Below are 20,910 nucleotides of genomic sequence, written 5' to 3' on the forward strand. Positions count from 1 at the left end.
TCAAATAATCAATCGGTGATAAGACTGTTGCGAAACGGGAGCGAATAGCGATATCGATTATGGATACTTGGGTAGTTTAACGTCTTTTTCTTGTTCGCCCTATTTGACTCACCCTGCAGGTGCTTTGCTTAAGCCGCTGCTGGTCAACTTGGCTTAAGCCCTTGCTGATTAACTTGCTGTTGACTAAACCGCTGCTGTGCGAATGTGCGGCAAGAAAACCGTGGTTGGCCAACAACAAGTTTCCGGGCTATACTCGAGGGCTGTCTGTGTATCTGCGTAACATCGCGGTCGTCTACGGTCGTCGCGGTTGGGATCACGCGCAGACTAATCCAAGGGTTGAACCGGCCTGTATTCGCAGGTGTCAGAACTACCCAGTGAATCTCTACAAAGAAAAGGAGCCAATAATGGCTGTCAAAATTAAGCTGCAACGCCTCGGCAAGATCCGCACTCCACAGTACCGTGTGGTCATCGCCGATTCTCGCACCCGCCGTGATGGTAAAGAGATCGAGGTTATCGGTCGATACCAGCCTAAGCAGGAGCCTTCCCTGATCGATATTGATTCCGAGCGCGCTCAGTACTGGTTGTCTGTTGGTGCACAGCCTACCGAGCCGGTTCTCGCTTTGCTGAAGGTCACCGGTGACTGGCAGAAGTTCAAGGGCTTGCCTGGTGCAGAGGGTACTCTGAAGACCGCTGAGCCGAAGCCTTCCAAGCTGGAGCTGTTCAACAAGGCCCTGGAAGAAGCCAACAACGGCCCATCTATCGAAGCCATCACCGAAAAGAAGAAGAAGGCTAAGGAAGAAGCCGACGCTAAAGCTGCTAAGGAAAAGGCAGAAGCTGAGAAGGCTGCTGCTGCTGAAGGCGAAGCCGAAGCTGAATCCAACGACTAAAAGTCTGCAGTCGGTCTGAAAGATTCCGCAGGCTTTGCAACACCGCGTGGCGTTCCCGAACCGGGAACCCGCGCGGTTTTTGTATGACGGACACGCTAAATTAGGGGATATGGACGTACGAATTGGTCGGGTCGTTAAGACCCATGGCATCCGTGGCGAAGTCGTGGTGGAAACTACTACCGATGACCCGGAAGGCCGCTTTGCCCCGGATACTGTTATCGAGGGCCGTCAGTCAGGTCGCACGCAATCATTACAGGTCCGCAGTGCGCGTCCGCATAAAGGGCGTTTATTACTTGCATTGAAGGAAATCACGGACCGCACTACGGCGGAATCGTTGCGGGGCATGGAGTTTTATGCGCCGGCTGATGATTCGGACGAGGATGGTTATTATGACCATGACTTGGAAGGTTTGCGCGTGTGGCACGATGGCACGGAGATTGGCGCAATTAGCGGTGTCGTCGAAACCATCAACCGTAGTTTGCTGGAAATCACGCTGACCGACGACGGTCGCACCGTTTTAGTCCCATTCGTCGACGAGTTCATTGCCGAAGTAGATTTGGAAGCTGGAACGATGACGATCACTCCGCCGGAAGGGTTGTTGGACCTGTGAGACTTGATGTTGTCTCAATATTCCCAGAATATTTGCAGCCATTACGTCACGCGTTGCTTGGGCGCGCAATCGAGCGTGGTCTGATCAGTGTCGGTGTGTATGACCTCCGCGACTGGGCCACGGGGGTGCACAAGTCCGTCGACGATTCGCCTTATGGAGGCGGGCCAGGAATGGTAATGAAACCCGAGGTATGGGGCCCTGCGCTCGACGAGATTGCCGCGGGAAAACGTGCAGGAGGGGCTGAACAGTTAGATTCCGCAGTGCAGCACATCCACGGTGCTACTCACGATGAACTGTCCGGTACTGTTCCGCAACGCTACGATGATCGGGATGTCTTGGCAGGCGAGGACCCGAATGCACCGTTGCTGCTTGTGCCTAGCCCTGCTGGCGCAGTGTTTAGTCAAAATAAGGCACAAGCCTGGTCCAATGAAGACCACATTGTTTTCGCGTGTGGGCGCTACGAAGGTATTGATCAACGCGTTATTGATGACGCGGCCCACCGCTACCGTGTGCGTGAGGTTTCGATCGGTGATTACGTCTTGATTGGCGGCGAGGTTGCGGCTTTGGTGATTGCCGAAGCTATCGTTCGGTTAATCCCCGGGGTTTTGGGCAACCAACGTTCGCACCAGGAAGACTCGTTTTCCGACGGCTTGTTGGAAGCGCCGTCATACACCAAGCCACGCGTGTGGCGCGGTTTAGAAATTCCGGAAGTACTAACTTCCGGGCATCATGGCAAAGTGGCGCAGTGGCGGCGGCAACAAGCGTTGCTGCGCACGCAGTCACGGCGCCCAGATCTATTGGAAAATGTGGAGCTGAGCACAGCGGACCGAAAAATTCTCGCCACTATCCGGGAAGAAGCAGCAGGTATCGGCGAAAATTAGCGGGGATATCAGGCGGTCCGCGGACTAGCCTTCTGCTAGAAGCTCGCCTAAAGGTGGTGGAGACAGTGGCGAATAACTAGGCTTGGCCCAATGATCGCCAGTGTTATTGCCGAAGAATTAGGTGTTTTCAGCAACCGCGTGCAGGCAGCATTGTCCCTGCTTGCCGAAGGAAACACCGTTCCGTTTATCGCCCGTTACCGCAAGGAAGCTACCGGCGCGCTGGATGATACCCAGTTGCGGCACATCCAACAGCGTGCGGACTACCTGGAAGAACTCGCAGCGCGCAAGGAGACGATACTCGCTGCAATCGACGAGCAAGGCAAGCTCACCGATAACCTGCGCGCGGAGATTAACGAATGCGATTCCAAGGCTCGTTTAGAAGATCTCTACCTTCCGTATAAAAAACGCAGGAAGACCAAGGCGGACAAAGCTCGGGAAGCTGGCCTGGAGCCGTTGACGGACACGTTGATTGAGAATCCGTCGGTGGATCCGGAGACCGCTGCGCAGGATTATCTTGTCGACGGCTATGCTGATGCCAAAGCGGCCCTGGATGGCGCCCGAGCGATTTTGGTCGATAGGCTCGCTTTGGACGCGGACCTGGTCGGGGAGGTTCGTGAGCAATTTTTCCGTGATGGCACTCTGGGCGCTCAGGTCGTGGCTGGGAAAGAAACTGAAGGTGCGAAATTCCGTGATTATTTCGATTTTTTGGAGCCGTTGACCGCATTGCCTTCACATCGCATTTTGGCGTTGTTACGCGCGGAATCGGAAGGCATTATCCAGCTGGAATTCGATGGTGGTGATGACGCAGGCTACGAGCATTTGATTGCTCAGCGTTTCGAACTAGATACCGCGGCCTCGAGTTGGTTGGCACAGGCTGTGCGTTGGGGGTGGCGAACCAAGTTGATGGTCTCTGCTGGGTTGGATGCGCGCAACCGTCTGCGTAGCTATGCAGAAGATGAAGCCCTACAGGTTTTTTCGACGAACTTGCGTGATGTTTTACTGGCTGCACCCGCTGGGCAAAAAGCCATGTTGGGTATGGATCCGGGCTACCGCAACGGTGTGAAGTGCGCGGTGGTCGATGCCACCGGAAAAGTCGTGGATACCACAGTGGTATATCCGCACCAGCCACAAAAGCAGTGGGCGCAGGCGGTGGAGGTGTTGCGCGGTTTGTGCGCTAAGCACGCCGTAGAGCTCGTCGCCGTGGGTAATGGAACGGCCTCCCGGGAGTCGGAAGAGTTAGCAGCGGAAGTTGTCGGCACGTTGGAAACACGCCCGCAAGTTGTTGTGGTGTCGGAATCTGGTGCATCGGTGTATTCCGCCTCGGCACAAGCGGCGGCCGAATTGCCGGATATGGACGTTTCTCTACGTGGAGCAGTTTCGATTGCCCGGCGTTTGCAAGACCCGTTGGCTGAGCTAGTGAAAATCGATCCGAAGTCCATCGGTGTGGGGCAATACCAGCACGATGTGAATCAGACCAACCTAGCCCGGGCGCTGGACGACGTCGTCGAGGATGCAGTAAACAGCGTGGGAGTGGATGTCAACACGGCTTCGGTTCCGCTATTAGAACGAGTGGCCGGGTTAAACGCGACCGTTGCGGAGAATTTGGTGACTTACCGGCATCAGAATGGCCGGTTTGCTACGCGCAAAGAGTTGGTAGAAGTACCACGTTTAGGGCCCAAAGCGTTCGAACAAGCGGCAGGGTTTTTGCGTATCAATGGCGGGGATAATCCTTTGGATTCCTCTGCGGTACACCCCGAGGCTTATCCGGTAGTGCAAAAAATTGCGGCTGCGGTTGGAGCAGGCGTGGAAGAGTTAATCGGTGATTCTGCTCGTCTGGCGAAGTTGCAGCCTGCTGAGTTTGCAGACGAGGAGTTTGGTGAGCTGACCATCGCCGATATTATTGCTGAACTGGAGAAGCCCGGCCGCGATCCGCGTCCGGAATTCCGAACAGCGAGTTTTAAAGAAGGCGTGACGAAGGTAGCGGATTTGCAACCGGGCATGATCTTAGAAGGCACGGTTACCAATGTTGCTGCTTTCGGAGCGTTTATAGACGTTGGGGTACACCAAGATGGCTTGGTGCATATTTCTGCGATGAGCAACAAATTCGTGTCTGATCCGCACACAGTGGTGCGTTCGGGTGAGATTGTGAAGGTGAAGGTCATTGATGTTGATGTTGACCGTCAGCGCATTGGATTGAGTTTACGTTTAGACGATGAGCCTGGCGCTGGCAGCAATAAATCGGGTGGCAACAAGCCAGGCGGTGGGTCTTCCCGGAAGTCCTCGAATCAGGGTGGTCGATCCGGGCGGTCGGGTGGTGACCGTGCTGAGACTCGTGCTGGAAAGGGGCGTGGGACCAAAAATTCTGCTGCCACGGCGAAGAATAAACCAGCTGGTTCTATGGCTGATGCCTTGCGCAACGCCGGTTTCGGTGCCTAACTCTTGGTTAGTTTCGTGCGTCTTTAACGCACGGCTGTTGGATTCTGTTGGAAGCAGGCAGTATACTGTAGGAGACGATGCCCGGGTGTAGCGCACGTGCTACAAGTTATGCCCGGGTGCGAGTTTAGAAAGCTATTCAAAGGGGCAAAGCATGAGTACCAAGCAGGACCGGCAAGAAGAGGCCCGGGACATTAAAACCGGTGATGATCAGCCGTCGAATATGTCTGAGGTTTATCTGCCGTTCATTGGTTTCTTCGTTGTGATGGCAGTTGGCCTTGGTCTGGTCATCGGCGGTTTCAACGCTTTGGAATACCTCTAAAGCTTTCCCGTTCTTATTTGCCCGCTCCCTTCTCGGGAGTCGGGCTTTTTGCGTGCGAGCAACGGGCTTGGATTCTAGGGTTTCCGGTGGTCGGTACCGAGCGCATTGAGCCCGCCGGGTAGGCTGCATAACTGCACTTGCGGTAGCGCAGGGCCATATTCGTCGATGACGCGTTGGCTGCGCAGCCCGGAAGCACAAAAAACCACGACTTCTGTAGCGGATCCAATTGTGGTCTCGATGTCTGCGCTGCTGGTGATCGTACTAAGCGGTAGTCGCAGTGGCTGGTAATGCTCTGGAAGGTCTGCCAGGTATTTCTCGTGCGCTTCTCGTACATCAAGCGCTACTGCTGTGCCCCCAGCCACTCGTTGCAAAAGCTTGCGTGCTTGTGTGGCGTGGTCTTTTTGTCCATTTTGATCTGAAAGGCGTTTCGGTTCAGTGGCAGTCGCCGCGCAACTGGCGCCATAAAACTCTGCTAATTGTGTGGTTAATGGGCGTTGCGGATCAGTACGGACACGGAAGCTGGTCAGTGCAGCTGGCATAGCCTGATAACGCAAAACCCGGCCCGGTTCGTAGCGCATTTCGGTGAGATAGGCGATGGCTTCGGTAGACATCAGTCCAGCAATCACGGACGTCGTCACGCCCAACACTCCGGCGGTTGCGCAATCTGGTGCGCTTGTGGCATCGGGTTGTTCGGGAAATAGGTCCCGCAATCCAACACCACGTTGCTTCGCTTGCTGGGAGCCGTCGCGTTGTTTCTCTTGTACGTCTGGGCCTGAGTGCCATAGTGCAACCTCACCGGAATACTGCAAGACCGTGCCCCACACCAGTGGGATTCCCAGAATCTCGCAGGCATCAGCGACTAAATATTTTGTAGCAAAAGTATCTGAGCCATCCAGCACCAGGTCGACGCCGTCGAAAAGTTGCAAGACATTATCGACCCGTATGCGTTCCGCCAGGGCAATAACTTGAATATCAGGTTGCAATTCCCGAGCGCGCGCGGCAGCAACCTCGACTTTGGGTTTGCCAACATCACCGGCGCCAAACAAAATTTGCCGGTGAATATTGCTTAAATCCACTGTGTCGTCGTCCAGCAGCGTAATCTTGCCGACGCCAGCGGCCGCCAGCTGCTGTAACGCTGGGCACCCCAAGCCACCGGCACCAACGATAAGCACATGGCTGGCATGTAAACGTGCCTGTTGGCGCGGTCCAAAACCCGGCAAATTCATTTGCCGCGCAGTGCGCTGGATCTCGCGGTCGGGTAGTTGGGTGAGGAAATCGTGTGCTTGCGCGACAGAATTAGTGGTCATGCTCCACATCTATAGCACTTGATCGGGCCACGAGGCGAGACCAGAAAAAGTACTGGAGGCTTGGGCATGTTCCCGGCGCGGGATGCGTCCTGCGCTACGTGAAAGATGTCCGCTGGTGACGGCGTGACGCATCGCCTCAGCCATCGCTACCGGGTTTTGGCACCGATTGATGGCACTGGCAAGCAAGACACCGGAGCATCCCAATTCCATGGCAAAGGCGGCATCCGAGGCAGTTCCGATACCGGCATCGATCAGCACTGGTACTTGCGCGCGAGAACAGATCAGCTCAATATTATGCGGATTCAAAATTCCTAAGCCCGTGCCGATCGGTGAGCCCAATGGCATTACTGCAGCAGCGCCGGCATCTTCGAGTTTGCGAGCTACCACCGGATCATCAGAGGTATAGGCTAAGACGGTAAAGCCTTCGTCGATCAGCAGCTCGCAGGCGTCCAAGGTTTCGGTGACGTCGGGTAACAATGTGTGTTCATCGGCGATTACTTCGAGTTTCACCCAGTTGGTGTCGAGTGCTTCGCGGGCCAATTTCGCGGTAATTACAGCATCGCGGGCGGTGCGACAGCCGGCGGTGTTGGGTAACGGGTCGATACCCAAGCGCTGCATTAACTCAAAGACAGATTCGCCTCCGCCGGTAGCTGCCGAGTAGCGCCGCATCGCGACCGTTGTGAGCTGTGTGCCGGAAGCAATTAGTGCTTTTTCCAGCATTTCCTGTGAGGAAGAGCCACCTGTGCCCATGATCAAGCGGGATTCATAAGAACGATCTGCAATAGTGAGCATGTGGTCACTAGCCTCCTTGCCGTGCGTTGAGGATATCGACGGTTTCACCGTCGTTTAGTGCGCGACACCATTGCGAAGCCGGCACTACTTCACCGTCGATAGCAACGGCAATGCCCGCTGTGAGATCTTTACCGGTGATTTCTTTAACCAGCGCGGTGACATCAATAGCCGAAGTCGTGTGCGGTTGGTCGTTAACCGTGATTTCAACGGTCTTAGCAGTATCGGTAGAGCGATCTGTCATGTGGATCCTTTCAACAGCTATAGGCTGGGTGCTGGGGTCAGATAATCGGTTCTGGAGTAGTTTTAGCGCAGAATAACGGATTGTTAGCGGGCGTCGCGAAACGGGGCGCAAGCGCTGATATCCACGCTGAGCTGATCAGGTGTTGCGCCTTCAATGAGTTCACGGCTAACGCGCGCAGCCAGTGCGGAAAGCAAAATCCCGTGTCGAAAATAGCCGGTAGATATCACCAGATTAGCACTGACTCGCCCCAGATAAGGTAGATCATTGGGGGTGCCAGGGCGTGCGCCGGTGGTAGCTTCGAGAAATTCACATTCTTCAATTCCGGGCACGAGGCGGATGGCATCGCGCAGAAGATCGTAGACTGACGACGCTGGGGGGCCAGAGCGGTGATCTTCGCGACTGGTTGCACCGATTGTGATGCGGCCGTCGGAACGCGGGATGATGTAGATCGGGCGGTCTTCCACAAAACCGCGGATTACTCGATCGCACAATGGCTGCAAGTGCTCGGGGCACTGGAGTTGTAACACCTCGCCATAGACCGGGCGAAGCTGGAACGCCTCCTTTGGGCTTGCTGGGTTGGTGCCGGTTTCCGGCAAGACTCCCGCGATATCGCGGGCGCCCAAACCATTGGACAGTACAGTTTGTTTCGCAGGATATCGTCCCTGGGCAGTAAGCACCGCACCATCTTCGAGCTTCGTGGCTTGTTCTCGGATTATCTCCACGCCCATGTTCTTGAGTGCATCGAGCAGCGCAAGGGCAGTCTGGCGAGGAAAAATTTGGTGGTCCCCCGGAATCTCGACGGCTCCCGCCACCGCCGGAGAAAGTGCCGGTTCGAGTTTGCGAGCTTGGCGCACCGAAAGTTTCGCCACATCCATACCATGCGCATTCTGATAATCCATCAACTCCGTCAGATGTTGAGAATCTGCGCGGTCGGCAGCGACCACTAACGTGCCCTCGGTGCGATAGCCAGTTGGAAGATCCGTGTGTTCGGCAACGATCTCCATAAGCTTGGGATACCACTGGCCGGAATACTGCATCAGCGGGAAGAGTGGGTCTTGTTGATAGACGACCTCCGCGGCAGGTGCGAGCATGCCACCGGCATGATGTGTGGCACCCGATGCAGGGCTCGGATCTAACACCCGGACGCTATGACCGTGGTGTGCTAACTCCACTGCGGTAGCCAAACCCACCATTCCAGCACCGATAATATTGACCTCGACCTGCTCGGCTCCGTGGGAGACCGCCTTCCCAGCGGTAACATTCTTGACGACGCCAGCTACATATTCTTCTGGGTTCGCAGCATGCATAATCCCGCGTACGATCGCGACGCCGGCAACTCCGGTGGCGGCTAAGTCCTGGGCATCGTCGATAGTGACATCGCCAATGGCAACGACCGGCACTGCGCTGGCTGCGACGATTCGTGGATAACCAGAAATGCCCAGCGGGCTACGTCCGGAATCTTTCGTCGGAGTTGCCCGAAACGGACCGCAACCGATGTAATCCAGCTCTTCGGCGTAGGCATTCGCAGCTCGCGCTAGTTCAACTGTGCCCGTGGTCAAGCCGATGACCGCGCCGGGGCCAAGGATTTCGCGAACCTTAGCGACGTTCATGTCATCTTGACCGACATGGACTCCGGCAATGGGGTAGCCATCGGTTTTGAGCTTGGCGACGAGTTCCACGACATCGTCGACCAGAACCGCACAATTCGGGTTGACCTGTGTAACAGCCACCGAGACATCGGCGGCGAGCCGATAGAGATCTGCCTCCGTGATTGGTTTGGAGCGCACTTGGATGATGCCGGCGCCACCGCGAGCAGCAGCAACCGCACGAGCAACAATCTCGTCGTGGCTTCCTGATCCGGTGACAAAGTAGCAACGGAAATCCAGGTGCTCCCGGGCGCTATGGGCACGAGTAGGGAAAGGTGCAGACATGAAACCACCGTTTGTATTGCTGGGATAGATTTGAAATCTGTTTAACTATTGTGCCAGACTAGAGCGGTTGATTGTTAAGGATACGAACCGGTCACATCACGCAGAATCGTAACTGTCATGCTGATGATTCTTTGTGATTGCTAGGCTCCTCTTTCCCGACGTATTAAGGACACTGCTATGAACCACATTCTCGACAAAGTCGATGCTGCGCAGCTGCGCGACGACATCCCAGAATTTCGTGCCGGCGATACCCTGGACGTAGAAGTCAAGGTTATCGAGGGAACCACCCAGCGTACCCAGCTTTTCTCGGGCGTCTGCATCCGTCGTCAAGGTTCCGGTATTCGTGAGACCTTCACTGTACGTAAGATCTCCTTCGGTATCGGAATTGAGCGTACTTTCCCGGTACACTCTCCAAACATCGACTCGATCAAGGTTACTCGCCGCGGTAAAGTCCGTCGCGCGAAGCTGTACTACCTGCGCAACCTGCGCGGCAAGAAGGCTCGCATCAAGGAAAAGCGCTAAGTTTTTCATAGATGCTGCAATCACCCAGGCTGAATTATTCTGCCTGGGTTTTTTGTTGCTCTGAATACCTCTAGTGCTGCTTAGCAAGTTGCTGATCTGCCGCCTGTACATTTATCCACTGCTAAGGTGTAATCCGTGACTAGCGAAGAAAAGCGCACTGGAGATGATCTAGCCAAAAGTCGGCGCCTTCGAGATGAGGCTGTGCCTGAGTCTGTGGCTAAGACCGAGGCTGCAACAGCGGCTGCGGCCGGCGAGGAAACTCAAGCGACTAGGGGCAGTGAAGCTGCCGATAGTGATGCCGCCGAAGAAAAACCGCGGATGCCAGCTTGGGCCGAGACCATACTGACGGTTTTGGTGGTTTTGGTGGTCGTCGGGCTGTTTCAGAATTTCGTCGGCCGCCAATACGTGATCCCTTCGGCGTCCATGGAACCGACTTTGCATGGTTGCCCGGAGTGCACGGATGACCGGATTTTTGTGGAAAAGGTCAGCTACTACTTTTCTGAACCGCAGCCTGGCGACGTCGTGGTGTTCGAAGGCACCCCATCCTGGGACGGCATGTATCAGTCACCGCGTTCCGATAATGCTGTCTTTGCTCGTATCCAGGATGGCTTATCGTTGGTTGGTTTGGCCGCGCCAGATGAAAATACTTTGGTGAAGCGCATCATTGCTACTGGCGGGCAAACAGTGTCCTGCCAGGAAGACGACACGGCTGTGATGGTAGACGGTCAGCCGATTGATCAGTCCTATGTGCAAAGCCCATCACAGTATGCGGTCGATGAGTCTATAGGTTCGGAGGCTTGCGGCGGCCCGTATTTTGGCCCGGTTGAGGTTCCGGAAAATTCCTATTTCATGATGGGGGACAACCGGACTAATTCCGCAGATTCTCGGGCGCACATGTTTGATGATCGTCAGGGCACTATCCCGGCGGAAAATATTCGCGGCAAAGCAAAATTTGTCTTTTACCCGTTTAACCGCTTTGGCGGTATCGATGACCCGGACATCCAGCAGTAGTTCTGCCCCGACCACTGTGCGCCGAAATGCTCCGCAGGCGTGGCGTTGGCGGATCATGCTCGTCACCGCTGTCGTGAGTTTTGGTGTTCTTGCTGGGGTGCAGGCTTTCGTCGGCAGGTTTTATGTGGTGCCTTCGTCGTCGATGGAGCCAACCTTGCAGGGGTGTACAGACTGTCCGGAGAGTAATGATCGCATCGTCGTCGACAAGTTAGCCTATCGTTTTGGTGATCCACAGCCGGGCGATGTAGCAGTATTTGATGGTACTGAGTCGTGGCGCTCGGGTTTTTCTTCCCCGCGCAGCAACAATCGTTTTCTGCGTGGTGTACAGAACGTAGGCTCTGCGATTGGTGTGGTCGCCCCGGATGCGAATAGCTTCGTTAAACGGGTCATCGCTATTGAGGGCCAGACCGTGCAGTGTATGCCCGGTGACCCTGGGGTGCTTGTCGACGGACGAGTTATCGCAGAACCATATCTTGCTGACCCGCCTGCGCATCGTGTCGACGGACCCGGTGGTGCACAAGAGTGTGGTGGGGACTATTTCGGCCCCGTGACTGTGCCCCAGGGCCATGTTTGGGTGATGGGGGATAACCGTACAAATTCCCTCGATTCGCGGGCTTACCTGGGCGATCTGCAGCAGGGCACGGTTCCGGTGGATAATTTCATTGGGAAGGTCCGCGGAATTTTTCTGCCTCTGGATCGCTTTGGCGGACTGGAGTAAATCCATGGCGGTAACACGAAACGCGCAGAAAGCGCACAAAGATACGGCTGGCACGAAGCTATATGGAAGCCCAAGCTGGATGGAACTGCAGCTGGAAAGTAGTGGGTTTGGGCCAATCGCGGGAGTAGATGAGGCTGGCCGAGGTGCCTGCTGTGGGCCAGTGACCATAGCCGCGTGTGTGTTGCCTGCTGCATCATTGCCGAAATTGGCAGCGTTGACCGATTCGAAAAAATTAACTCCTGCTAAGAGAGAGAAGCTCTATAATGTCATCGTCGATCAGGCGGTGGATTTTAACGTTGTGCATATCCCGGCGGCACAAATTGATGCTCGGGGAATTCAGCATGCAAACCTTTCCGGGATGCGTCGCGCTGTGGTTGGTTTGGCGTACCCCGTTGGCTACGTGCTTAGCGATGCGATGAAAATTCCCGGTTTGACTGTGCCACAGCTTCCGATCATTGGTGGTGATGCTGCAGCCCGGTGCATTTCTGCGGCAAGTGTGCTGGCAAAGGTAAGCCGTGATCGTCTGATGGTGGAGTTAGATCAGCGTTATCCCGGCTATGGGCTTGCCGGGCATAAAGGATATGGCACCAAAGCGCATAGTCAAGCGATAGAACAGCGGGGAGCTTGCCCGGAGCACCGTCGCAGTTACGCAAATGTGGCGGCTGCTCATGCGTACTGGGAAGCCACGCAGCCATAATTCTGGCTAGGCGTTTGTGCCCCGGTGCGCCGCAGCCGTGCAGGGGCGATTGCCAGTTAGACTGGTTTTCACATTGTTCGCAGACACCGGATCCTTAGCCGGCCGCGTAAGGAGTAATCGCAGATGAGCGCAGAAGAACTGGACAACTACGAAGCTGAAGTCGAGCTGTCTCTGTATCGTGAATATCGCGACGTCGTCAGCCAGTTTTCCTACGTGATCGAAACTGAACGTCGTTTTTATTTAGCCAATGCGGTAGAACTCATTCCGCATACCTCTGGTGGTGGTGACGTATATTACGAGGTGCGCATGTCTGATGCTTGGGTTTGGGACATGTATCGCGCGGCGCGTTTCGTTCGCTATGTTCGAGTGATTACCTACAAAGATGTCAACATCGAAGAACTCGATAAACCAGATATGATTATGCCGGAATAGTGCCTGCACTACCGACAAATCTGGCGTCCGACAAACCTGACTTTCGGAATAGTTGGATTCTGTCAAATCTGTTTACGCCAGGCTGTGAATAACCCCCATTGTCCACAGATTAAGCGGTAGCTCGGTGGTTGCTTCTTGTAGCAGACGACGTACCGACGAAAACTAGTGATATCTGAAAAAGCTTCAGATGATTAACAGTTTTTGTTGGGGGAATCTGTGATGCCAACTCATGCACGGCAACTAGGCCAACGCGGTGAGTCTATTGCCCAAGACTTTTACCGAAACCGCGGTTACGAAGTTATCGCTCGTAACGTTTATTATCGCGGTGGAGAGATAGACCTGATTGTCCGGCCCGGTGATGGGCCGCCGGGGTCAATCGTGTTCGTGGAAGTTAAAACCCGCACCAGTAGGGCCTTCGGAGGGGCTGAGGCGGTGACCACGAAGAAACTTCACCGTATGCGGCATGCTGCCTCCCGGTGGCTCAGCGAACAGCAGCACTGTGACGGTGCTGCTTTTCTGGGGCAGATTCGTTTTGATGTAATCGTCGTCAGCGCGGACACGGACCCAAGCAAAGGCGTTGCCGTAGAGGTCTTTGAAGGGGTTGAGCGTGGTGCTTGCTAAAACCCATACTGTCGCACTGTCTGGTGTCCACGCCGATATTGTCACCGTCGAAGCAAATATTGGGCCAGGGCTGCCAGGGATTCATGTCGTGGGGCTGGGCGATACAGCCGTCAATGAATCACGTGATCGTATCCGTACAGCAGTCGCAAATGCACAACTAGGCTGGCCGAAAACCAAGATTGTGGTTTCTATGTCGCCTGCGGGCTTGCCCAAATCAGGATCACATTTCGATCTCCCTACTGCTTTGGCAATTTTGGAAGCCGCGGGGCACACTGGACGACGTCAACAACGTGATTTGAGTTCAGTCCTGGTGCTCGGCGAACTAGGTCTAGATGGGCGGGTACATGCTGTCGCTGGAATTGTGCCTGCCTTGTTAGCGGCTCGCCGCTACGGCTTTGAAACTGTGATCATTCCACCAGCCAATGCGCCCGAGGCAGCGCTGCTGGAGGACATGCACGTGTTGGTAGCGCCCACGTTGACGGCAGCTTATCGCTGGATATGTGGTGAGACAGAACTTGCCGACGCCCACAGCTATGCCCGCCATTCAGATACCTCCGGGCCTCCGAGTCTGGATTTTGCAGACATTGCGGGCCAGGAAGATGCCGTTAGAGCTGCAGAAATCGCCGCTACTGGTGGACACCATATGTTGCTAATAGGCCCGCCGGGTTCAGGTAAATCCATGCTGGCCGCACGGCTGCCCGGAATTATGCCTGAACTATCAACATCGCAATCCTTGGAAGTTAGCGCAGTACATTCCGTCTTAGGAACTGGTAGTGCCCCGCGATCTGTAATCACGAAAGCCCCCTATATAGCCCCGCACCACTCCATTACTCGCGCCGGGTTATTGGGAGGAGGATCCGGTAATCCCCGTCCTGGTGCAGTCAGTCTGGCCCACCATGGGGTGTTGTTTCTCGACGAAATTTCAGAAATGCCGGCCGCAGTGGTTGATAGTTTGCGCACCCCGTTGGAGCAAGGCGAAGTACGGTTAGTGCGCAACCGCCGCGAGATTATTTTCCCGGCGCGCTGTCAGCTGGTTTTAGCAGCTAATCCCTGTCGTTGTGCTGCTGAAGATGCCACGAAATGTCGGTGTCGGCCGCATGAGCGCATGCGCTATTTGAATAATCTGTCTGGGCCGATGCGCGATAGGCTTGATATGACCGTGCGGACGCATTCGCAGGCAGCGACGTTAGTCAGTGATCGGGCACGGACGTCGGCAGACATTGCTGAATCTGTCGCAGAAGCACGGCAGCGCGGTAATTTCCGCTGGGCACAAGCTGGTATTGCGGCACGGACAAATGCAACGGTGCCCACTACCTTGCTGCGCCGGGAATTTGCGGCTGATTCGGCGGGCATGGCTTTGGTGCAGGCGCACTTAGCAAATGGGGATATTAGCCAGCGGGCAGTGGATAAGATTTTAAAACTTGCTTGGACGCTGTGTGATCTTGTTGGCAGCGCGCAACCTGGCTTGGAAGAAGTCGCGCAAGCCATAGAAATCCGTGGTGACATGACTCAGGTACACCAGGAGGTCGTGCTATGACCTCAGGTAGCAACAAAATTGATGCAGAGCGCTATGCGTGGGCTTATCTCAATCGGGTGATCGAAGGACCTTCTCAGGCATTGTGGCAATTACTGCGCTCCGGCAGAGACTGCACAGAAATTGCCCGTGGTATTCGCGCACGAGCGAGCTGGTTGAAGGGGGTATTGGGACAGACTGAAGCCCGACATGATTGGTGCCGCTGGGAAAAAGATCTAGAAATAGCTGCGGACTATGGGGCGCGCCTGGTGACTCCAGATGATGAGGAGTATCCGGCAGAGACCTTCAATGCGGCTTTTGGTTTTGCTCAACTGGGTGCTGAACGTGGAAGCGGCTTAGCTAGCAAGCACACTGGGGCCAGCTCCCCACCGCATAGCCTGTGGGTGCGTGGCAACGATCTGCGGGAGCTCGTCGCCCAAGCCGTTGCTGTCGTGGGGACGCGGTCCATAAGTTCTTATGGCAAAGCAGCCACCGAACACCTTGTGCGAGGCCTATGTCCAGCGCAATGGACTATTGTCGCTGGCGGCGCGATCGGTATTGATACTGTGGCACATTCTGCGGCTCTCGCAGCAGGAGGTACAACCATGGCTATATCTGCCTGCGGGGTGGATAGAACTTACCCCCGCGTCAACACAAAACTCTTCAACACTATTGCCTCAGGTAGCCACGGAGCCCTGGTCACTGAATACCCACCAGAAACACCACCACAACGACACCGATTCCTCACTCGCAATCGCCTAGTAGCGGCCTTGACTGAAGGCACAGTCGTAGTGGAAGCAGCATGGCGTTCTGGCGCATTGAACACTGTGCACTGGGCAGAAGGCTTCGGTAAAACCACCATGGCAGTACCAGGGCCTATCACTACCGTGGGTTCGCTCGGCTGTCACCAGCTAGTCAAAGACGGTCGCGCACAGCTGGTTACGAGTGCCGATGACGTGCGTGAACTACTCGGTGGTATCGGTGAAATTGATGCTACCGGCCAATACGAGATGCAGTTCGGCCCGGATCCTATACAAAAACTCTCACGCAATGAACTTCAAATTTACGACTGCACACCGGCTCATGGTTTTCCCGGTAAGCAAGCAGAGCAAATAGCTACCGAGGCCGGAATGCCACTAGGGCTGACTGTTCATTTGCTACTCGATTTACACAAAAACGGATTCATTGCACGAAAGAACGGACGGTTCACACGAACACAGCAAAATGATTAGCAAATACCGTGAGCAGAAAATGCTGTGCCATGACAACGCAGGACCATGACATAGCGAGCCGGCCTATAATCAAACGATATGGAGACCGGCACCCATACATCCAGTTCACAAGGGGCTCGGCGAAGCCAATTACACGAAGCCATAGACGACTTCGCCGATTACCAGCATTACGTGCAAGGACGCTCACCGGCCACCGTACGCAGCTATCGCAGCGATTTATATGACCTGGCCACCCTTGTACCGACCTTCGCCGAATTCACCCTGCCCAACTTACGGGCATGGCTTGCACAGGCGGTACGTGAGAGAAAATCCCGAGCAACAATAGCGCGCAGGGCCTCTGCGACTCGCGCTTTTTCTACATGGGCACAACGCCAAGGACATCTTGAAGCCGACATAGCAGCACGACTACATAATCCAAGTGCTACCTCAACGTTACCCACGGTACTTGCGGTCAACGAAGCTGCCGACGTCGTAGCACAACACAATCAAGACCAAACCAAACCCAATAAACGTGACCCCATAAGCCAACGTGATACTGCAATCCTCGAATTGCTCTATGCCTCAGGAATGCGCGTTGCCGAACTCGTTTCCCTCAACCGGAATGATCTAGACACCCAACAACAAACCATCAAAGTTACTGGCAAAGGAAATAAACAACGCATCGTGCCATTCGGGAGAGCAGCTGCGAATGCCCTGGCAACCTGGATCGCCGACGGCCGTGTCGTAATACAAACCAAAACCAGGAATGATTCCACGGAACCCGCACTATTTATCGGCGCCCGCGGGAAGAGAATCGACCAACGCCAGGTACGGCGAATAGTAGAACGCGCCGGGCTACAGCAAGGAATTACGGGCTTGAGTCCACATGGATTGCGGCATTCCGCAGCAACACATTTGTTAGAAGGGGGAGCAGATCTTCGTGTGGTGCAAGAAATTTTGGGGCATGCTTCGCTGCAAACAACTCAGCGTTATACACACGTCACTGCTGAGCGTTTAAAACAGGTGCATTCGCAGGCTCACCCAAGGGCCTAATAAATTGCCAGGTAAGCTGACGGTTTATCTCAATCCCATGGTTTTAAACGGATAATCGCTTCGCCCAATAGATCTAGCGGGTTGATGTATGTCTTAGGGCCGGTGCGAGCACCCCAGTGCAGGCCCGGGGTTCCGTCGGTGGGGGAGGCTAAGGTCCCAATGATTTCCCCGACAGTTACGTGGTCGCCAGCTTTGACTCGTGGAAAGACCGGCTGATATGTCGTACGTAGCCCTCCAGCGTGATTGATGGATACGGTCGGTGTTCCGGCTACGTTTCCGGCAAAATGCACAGTACCTGCTCCTGCAGAAGCAACCGGAGCACCAATCGCTACATCCAGATCCACTCCTCGATGCCCTGGCAACCAATCTTTTTCTGGTGGATCAAAACCACGCAAGACTGGCGATGGGGTAGCGGTACGGGTGCCGGGATCAACATAAACGCCTGAAAACGCCTCGGAATTGGCAGACCTATCGTCCAGGCTTAGCTGGTCGACAGCAAGTGCGTGTGGAATTGCGGTAAAGACCGCTAGTGCGAGCACGCACGCGATGCTGGATAACTTGCGTGGGAGAGCTATCCACCCGGTTGTTTCATCGTGCTGGCGAACAGTCGGTAGAGCCAGATAATGCACACTTTTCATAAACCAAGTCTCTAGGAAGAGCGTGTAAATAGTGTGGTGGGAATGAAAAGAGTGTGAATAGTGTGGCGCTTGAACATCTTAGTGACATAACGCAATTGAGCTGTGGATAACTCAGCAAATAAATTGGTGTTATCTGAAGAATTAACCTAGAATACGGCCCAGCAGTGTGTGTTATGCGCACTGACTACGCGCGATGAAGTTTTTCACCATTCCATAACAATATAGAGGGTGGTGAAAAACCGGCGCTGACGTGGTCTCCGCGTGGTATTCGATTCTATGTGAATCACGAAAGTTTACCGTGGAGTGTTAGCGGCGGACTTCATTGCTAGGGCAAGGGATAAAAACCCTTGCAGCACAAAAGTAGGGTGTAAGCCCTGCGATGTCCTTGAAAACCAAAACTATCTACCGAGAAGGAAGCTAACCATGGCAGTTGTAACCATGCGCGAGCTCCTCGACGCGGGTGTCCACTTCGGTCACCAGACGCGTCGCTGGAACCCAAAGATGCGTCGCCACATCTTCACCGATCGCAACGGCATCTATATCATCGATCTGCAGCAGACTCTGACTTTCATCGATGAAGCATACGAATTCGTGAAAGAAACCGTTGCTCACGGCGGCACCATCCTCTTCGTTGGTACCAAGAAGCAGGCTCAGGAAGCTGTTGAAGAAGAAGCAAAGCGCGTTGGCATGCCATACGTGAACCACCGTTGGCTCGGCGGTATGCTCACCAACTTCCAGACTGTCACTAAGCGTCTTGGCCGCATGAAAGAACTGCAGGCTATGGACGCTGCTGAGGATGGCTACAAGGGTCGTACCAAGAAAGAAGTTCTAACTCTGACCCGCGAGCGCGAAAAACTGGAGCGCGTTCTGGGTGGTATTTCCGAGATGACCAAGGCGCCATCGGCCTTGTGGATCGTTGACACCAACAAAGAGCACATCGCAGTTTCCGAGGCTCACAAGCTCAACATTCCGATCGTCGCTATCCTGGATACCAACTGTGATCCGGACGATGTTGACTTCCCAATTCCAGGCAACGATGACGCCATCGGCGCCACTAAGCTGCTGTCCCGCATCGTCGGCCACGCAGTTGAAGAAGGCAAGAAGGCACGTGAAGAGCGTAAGCTCGCTGCTGCTAAGGAATCCGCCGGCGATTCCGCAGATAAGGAACAGCGCGATGCTGCAGAAGCAGCGGCTGCTGCTGACCCAGCATCGGCAGAAGGCGCTTCTTCCGAGAACGCTTAATCGCGATAACGAGACGTACTAAGAAAACGTTTCCCGTTCCCACATCGTTCCTACATAAGGAGGATCGTCCACACTATGGCGAATTACACCGCTGCAGACGTTAAAAAGCTCCGTGACATGACCGGTTCCGGCATGATGGACTGCAAGAAGGCTCTGGCAGAAAACGACGGCGACTTCGACAAAGCTGTCGAAACCCTGCGTATCCAGGGCGCCAAGGACGTCGGCAAGCGTGCAGACCGCGACGCTTCCGAAGGCCTAATTGCAGTTTCCGGAAACACCATGGTCGAAGTTAACTGTGAGACTGACTTCGTTGCGAAGAACCAGGACTTCATCAACTTTGCCCAGAAGATCGCTGAAGCTGCTGCTTCCGCTAAGGCTAACTCCCAGGAACAGTTGCAAGCAGTTGAAGTTGATGGCTCCACCGCCGGTGAGCTGATCCAAGAGCAGTCAGCCAAGATCGGTGAGAAGTTGGAACTGAAGCGTGCCGCAACCGTAGACAGCGACAAGGTTGCTCTCTACCTGCACAAGCGCTCTGGTGACTTGCCACCATCTGTTGGTGTCATGGTTTCCTACGAGTCTGATGCTGACAACGCTGAAAACGTAGCACGTGCTGCTGCAATGCAGGTTGCTGCGTTGAAGGCAAAGTATCTGACCCGCGAGGACGTCCCTTCCGACGTTGTTGAGAAGGAAAAGGCTATTGCTGAGCAGATCACTCGCGAAGAGGGCAAGCCAGAGAAGGCAATTCCAAAGATCGTAGAAGGCCGTCTGAATGGTTTCTACAAGGATGTCGTTCTATTGGAGCAGCCATCGTTAGAGGACAGCAAGAAGACCGTCGCTCAGGTAACTGAGGAAGCAGGCGTGAAGCTGACTGGATTCCGTCGCTTCGAGGTTGGTCAGGCGTAATAACCTGAATTAACAATCGCGCACAATGCGTGTCTCACAAAGCCCTTGCCATTTTCTGGCGAGGGCTTTGTTGTAATTTAAGGGTGGTTAACGAAGCTAGGAAAGAAAAACTGCCGACCTTAGTGTCCAATTGCTAGGCTAGTGAACCGAGAAGGTAGCATAGAATCCAATGTCTGCACAGCCAAGGAGAGAACAACGGTGACTGACACCGAAAGTGCCCAAAGAGCCCGTTATAAACGCGTCATGCTGAAACTCGGCGGTGAAATGTTCGGCGGTGGAACCGTTGGCATTGATCCGGATGTGGTGGAAAATGTCGCCCGCCAAATTGCAGAGGTAGCCAAAACCGGCGCAGAAATCGCGGTAGTTATCGGCGGGGGAAATTTCTTCCGTGGTGCCGAGTTGTCCCAGAGAGGGATGGACCGAGCACGGTCGGATTACATGGGCATGCTCGGTACAGTGATGAACTCGTTGGCGCTGCAAGATTTTCTAAAACAACTGGGAGTCGATTGCCGTGTACAGACTTCCATCAATATGGCCCAGATCGCCGAACCATACCTACCATTGCGTGCTGATAGGCACTTAGAAAAGGGTCGGGTTGTCATTTTCGGCGCAGGTATGGGCATGCCGTATTTCTCCACAGATACCACTGCCGCACAACGGGCTTTGGAAATTGGGGCAGAGGTACTGTTTTTGGCTAAAGGGGTTGACGGCGTCTATTCCGACGATCCACGGCATAACCCGGATGCTGAGCTGTACAGTGAAATCAGCCCACGGGAAGTCATCGAAAAAGGTCTGAAGGTCGCAGATGCCACTGCTTTCAGCCTTTGTATGGACAACGATATGCCGATTTTGGTGTTTAACCTGCTGACTGAAGGCAACATCGCACGTGCTGTCGCAGGGGAGCGAATTGGCACCCTGGTATCCTCACAGGAAAGCTAGAAACAG

Annotated in this window: 22 protein-coding genes and 1 pseudogene; 17 read left to right on the forward strand and 6 right to left on the reverse strand. The window is 54.6% G+C overall.

Annotated elements, in window-relative coordinates; all coding sequences use genetic code 11:
- Window positions 1-404 precede the first annotated feature (404 nt).
- From rpsP to HMPREF1292_RS11125, 5 genes are all read left to right on the forward strand, one after another.
- Entirely contained in the window at window positions 405-887 is a 483-nt protein-coding gene (gene rpsP / locus HMPREF1292_RS06920; RefSeq protein WP_021352703.1) for a 30S ribosomal protein S16, read from the forward strand.
- A 109-nt stretch (window positions 888-996) separates the two neighbouring features.
- Window positions 997-1,497, forward strand: coding sequence for a ribosome maturation factor RimM (rimM, locus tag HMPREF1292_RS06925; RefSeq protein WP_024272731.1), 501 nt, complete (start codon window positions 997-999; stop codon window positions 1,495-1,497).
- Entirely contained in the window at window positions 1,494-2,378 is an 885-nt protein-coding gene (gene trmD, locus HMPREF1292_RS06930; protein ID WP_023019303.1) for a tRNA (guanosine(37)-N1)-methyltransferase TrmD, read from the forward strand. The genes rimM and trmD overlap by 4 nt, the downstream gene beginning before the upstream one ends.
- 90 nt (window positions 2,379-2,468) lie before the next feature.
- Window positions 2,469-4,814 carry a Tex family protein gene (locus HMPREF1292_RS06935; RefSeq protein WP_023019304.1) on the forward strand — a complete coding sequence of 782 codons (2,346 nt, stop codon included), beginning with the start codon at window positions 2,469-2,471 and terminating at the stop codon, window positions 4,812-4,814.
- A 151-nt stretch (window positions 4,815-4,965) separates the two neighbouring features.
- Window positions 4,966-5,133 (forward strand): hypothetical protein, encoded by a 168-nt coding sequence (locus HMPREF1292_RS11125; protein ID WP_021352699.1) that lies wholly within the window; start codon window positions 4,966-4,968, stop codon window positions 5,131-5,133.
- A 74-nt stretch (window positions 5,134-5,207) separates the two neighbouring features.
- Here HMPREF1292_RS11125 and HMPREF1292_RS06940 read toward each other — a convergent pair whose 3' ends face one another.
- The 5 genes and pseudogenes from HMPREF1292_RS06940 to HMPREF1292_RS11400 form a co-directional block, all read right to left on the reverse strand.
- On the reverse strand, window positions 5,208-6,440 hold the full coding sequence (locus tag HMPREF1292_RS06940) for a ThiF family adenylyltransferase (protein WP_023019305.1): 1,233 nt from the start codon (window positions 6,438-6,440) through the stop codon (window positions 5,208-5,210).
- A gap of 9 nt (window positions 6,441-6,449) precedes the next feature.
- Window positions 6,450-7,232, reverse strand: a complete 783-nt coding sequence (locus HMPREF1292_RS06945) for a thiazole synthase (protein ID WP_023019306.1) — start codon at window positions 7,230-7,232, stop codon at window positions 6,450-6,452.
- A gap of 7 nt (window positions 7,233-7,239) precedes the next feature.
- Window positions 7,240-7,473, reverse strand: coding sequence for a sulfur carrier protein ThiS (gene thiS, locus HMPREF1292_RS06950; RefSeq protein ID WP_023019307.1), 234 nt, complete (start codon window positions 7,471-7,473; stop codon window positions 7,240-7,242).
- A gap of 83 nt (window positions 7,474-7,556) precedes the next feature.
- Entirely contained in the window at window positions 7,557-8,681 is a 1,125-nt protein-coding gene (gene thiO / locus HMPREF1292_RS06955; protein WP_034646004.1) for a glycine oxidase ThiO, read from the reverse strand.
- A gap of 57 nt (window positions 8,682-8,738) precedes the next feature.
- Window positions 8,739-9,404: pseudogene (locus HMPREF1292_RS11400) on the reverse strand (thiamine phosphate synthase); the annotation flags it as partial.
- A gap of 177 nt (window positions 9,405-9,581) precedes the next feature.
- Between HMPREF1292_RS11400 and rplS the strand changes: the two are divergent.
- The 9 genes from rplS to HMPREF1292_RS07000 all read left to right on the forward strand — a co-directional run bounded on the left by rplS (window position 9,582) and on the right by HMPREF1292_RS07000 (window position 17,182).
- Window positions 9,582-9,926, forward strand: coding sequence for a 50S ribosomal protein L19 (gene rplS / locus HMPREF1292_RS06960; RefSeq protein WP_021352694.1), 345 nt, complete (start codon window positions 9,582-9,584; stop codon window positions 9,924-9,926).
- A 318-nt stretch (window positions 9,927-10,244) separates the two neighbouring features.
- Entirely contained in the window at window positions 10,245-10,937 is a 693-nt protein-coding gene (gene lepB, locus HMPREF1292_RS06965; protein WP_051137458.1) for a signal peptidase I, read from the forward strand.
- Window positions 10,915-11,655 carry a signal peptidase I gene (lepB, locus tag HMPREF1292_RS06970; RefSeq protein ID WP_034645194.1) on the forward strand — a complete coding sequence of 247 codons (741 nt, stop codon included), beginning with the start codon at window positions 10,915-10,917 and terminating at the stop codon, window positions 11,653-11,655. The genes lepB (HMPREF1292_RS06965) and lepB (HMPREF1292_RS06970) overlap by 23 nt, the downstream gene beginning before the upstream one ends.
- Before the next feature lie 79 nt (window positions 11,656-11,734).
- Window positions 11,735-12,352 (forward strand): ribonuclease HII, encoded by a 618-nt coding sequence (locus tag HMPREF1292_RS06975; RefSeq protein ID WP_034646006.1) that lies wholly within the window; start codon window positions 11,735-11,737, stop codon window positions 12,350-12,352.
- A gap of 123 nt (window positions 12,353-12,475) precedes the next feature.
- The gene (locus tag HMPREF1292_RS06980; RefSeq protein ID WP_021352690.1) at window positions 12,476-12,784 is read left to right on the forward strand and encodes a DUF2469 domain-containing protein; all 309 of its coding nucleotides are present in this window, start codon (window positions 12,476-12,478) and stop codon (window positions 12,782-12,784) included.
- A gap of 219 nt (window positions 12,785-13,003) precedes the next feature.
- Window positions 13,004-13,405, forward strand: a complete 402-nt coding sequence (locus HMPREF1292_RS06985) for a YraN family protein (protein WP_023019312.1) — start codon at window positions 13,004-13,006, stop codon at window positions 13,403-13,405.
- Entirely contained in the window at window positions 13,392-14,942 is a 1,551-nt protein-coding gene (locus tag HMPREF1292_RS06990; RefSeq protein ID WP_023019313.1) for a YifB family Mg chelatase-like AAA ATPase, read from the forward strand. Before HMPREF1292_RS06985 ends, HMPREF1292_RS06990 begins: the two co-directional genes overlap by 14 nt.
- A complete protein-coding gene (dprA, locus tag HMPREF1292_RS06995; RefSeq protein ID WP_023019314.1) occupies window positions 14,939-16,150 on the forward strand; it encodes a DNA-processing protein DprA in 1,212 nt (403 codons plus the stop codon). The genes HMPREF1292_RS06990 and dprA overlap by 4 nt, the downstream gene beginning before the upstream one ends.
- Window positions 16,151-16,228: 78 nt before the next feature.
- Window positions 16,229-17,182 carry a tyrosine recombinase XerC gene (locus HMPREF1292_RS07000; protein WP_023019315.1) on the forward strand — a complete coding sequence of 318 codons (954 nt, stop codon included), beginning with the start codon at window positions 16,229-16,231 and terminating at the stop codon, window positions 17,180-17,182.
- A 29-nt stretch (window positions 17,183-17,211) separates the two neighbouring features.
- Here HMPREF1292_RS07000 and HMPREF1292_RS07005 read toward each other — a convergent pair whose 3' ends face one another.
- The gene (locus tag HMPREF1292_RS07005) at window positions 17,212-17,721 is read right to left on the reverse strand and encodes a M23 family metallopeptidase (RefSeq protein ID WP_051137459.1); all 510 of its coding nucleotides are present in this window, start codon (window positions 17,719-17,721) and stop codon (window positions 17,212-17,214) included.
- A gap of 522 nt (window positions 17,722-18,243) precedes the next feature.
- On the opposite strand from HMPREF1292_RS07005, the gene rpsB reads away from it, so the two are divergent.
- From rpsB to pyrH, 3 genes are all read left to right on the forward strand, one after another.
- Window positions 18,244-19,062, forward strand: coding sequence for a 30S ribosomal protein S2 (gene rpsB, locus HMPREF1292_RS07010; RefSeq protein WP_021352684.1), 819 nt, complete (start codon window positions 18,244-18,246; stop codon window positions 19,060-19,062).
- 75 nt (window positions 19,063-19,137) lie between these two features.
- A complete protein-coding gene (gene tsf / locus HMPREF1292_RS07015) occupies window positions 19,138-19,965 on the forward strand; it encodes a translation elongation factor Ts (RefSeq protein WP_023019317.1) in 828 nt (275 codons plus the stop codon).
- Window positions 19,966-20,208: 243 nt separating this feature from the next.
- Window positions 20,209-20,904 carry a UMP kinase gene (pyrH, locus tag HMPREF1292_RS07020; RefSeq protein ID WP_051137460.1) on the forward strand — a complete coding sequence of 232 codons (696 nt, stop codon included), beginning with the start codon at window positions 20,209-20,211 and terminating at the stop codon, window positions 20,902-20,904.
- Window positions 20,905-20,910 lie beyond the last annotated feature (6 nt).

Source organism: Corynebacterium sp. KPL1995, from assembly GCF_000477935.1.
In the GTDB taxonomy this organism is placed as follows: Bacteria; Actinomycetota; Actinomycetes; order Mycobacteriales; family Mycobacteriaceae; genus Corynebacterium; species Corynebacterium pseudodiphtheriticum.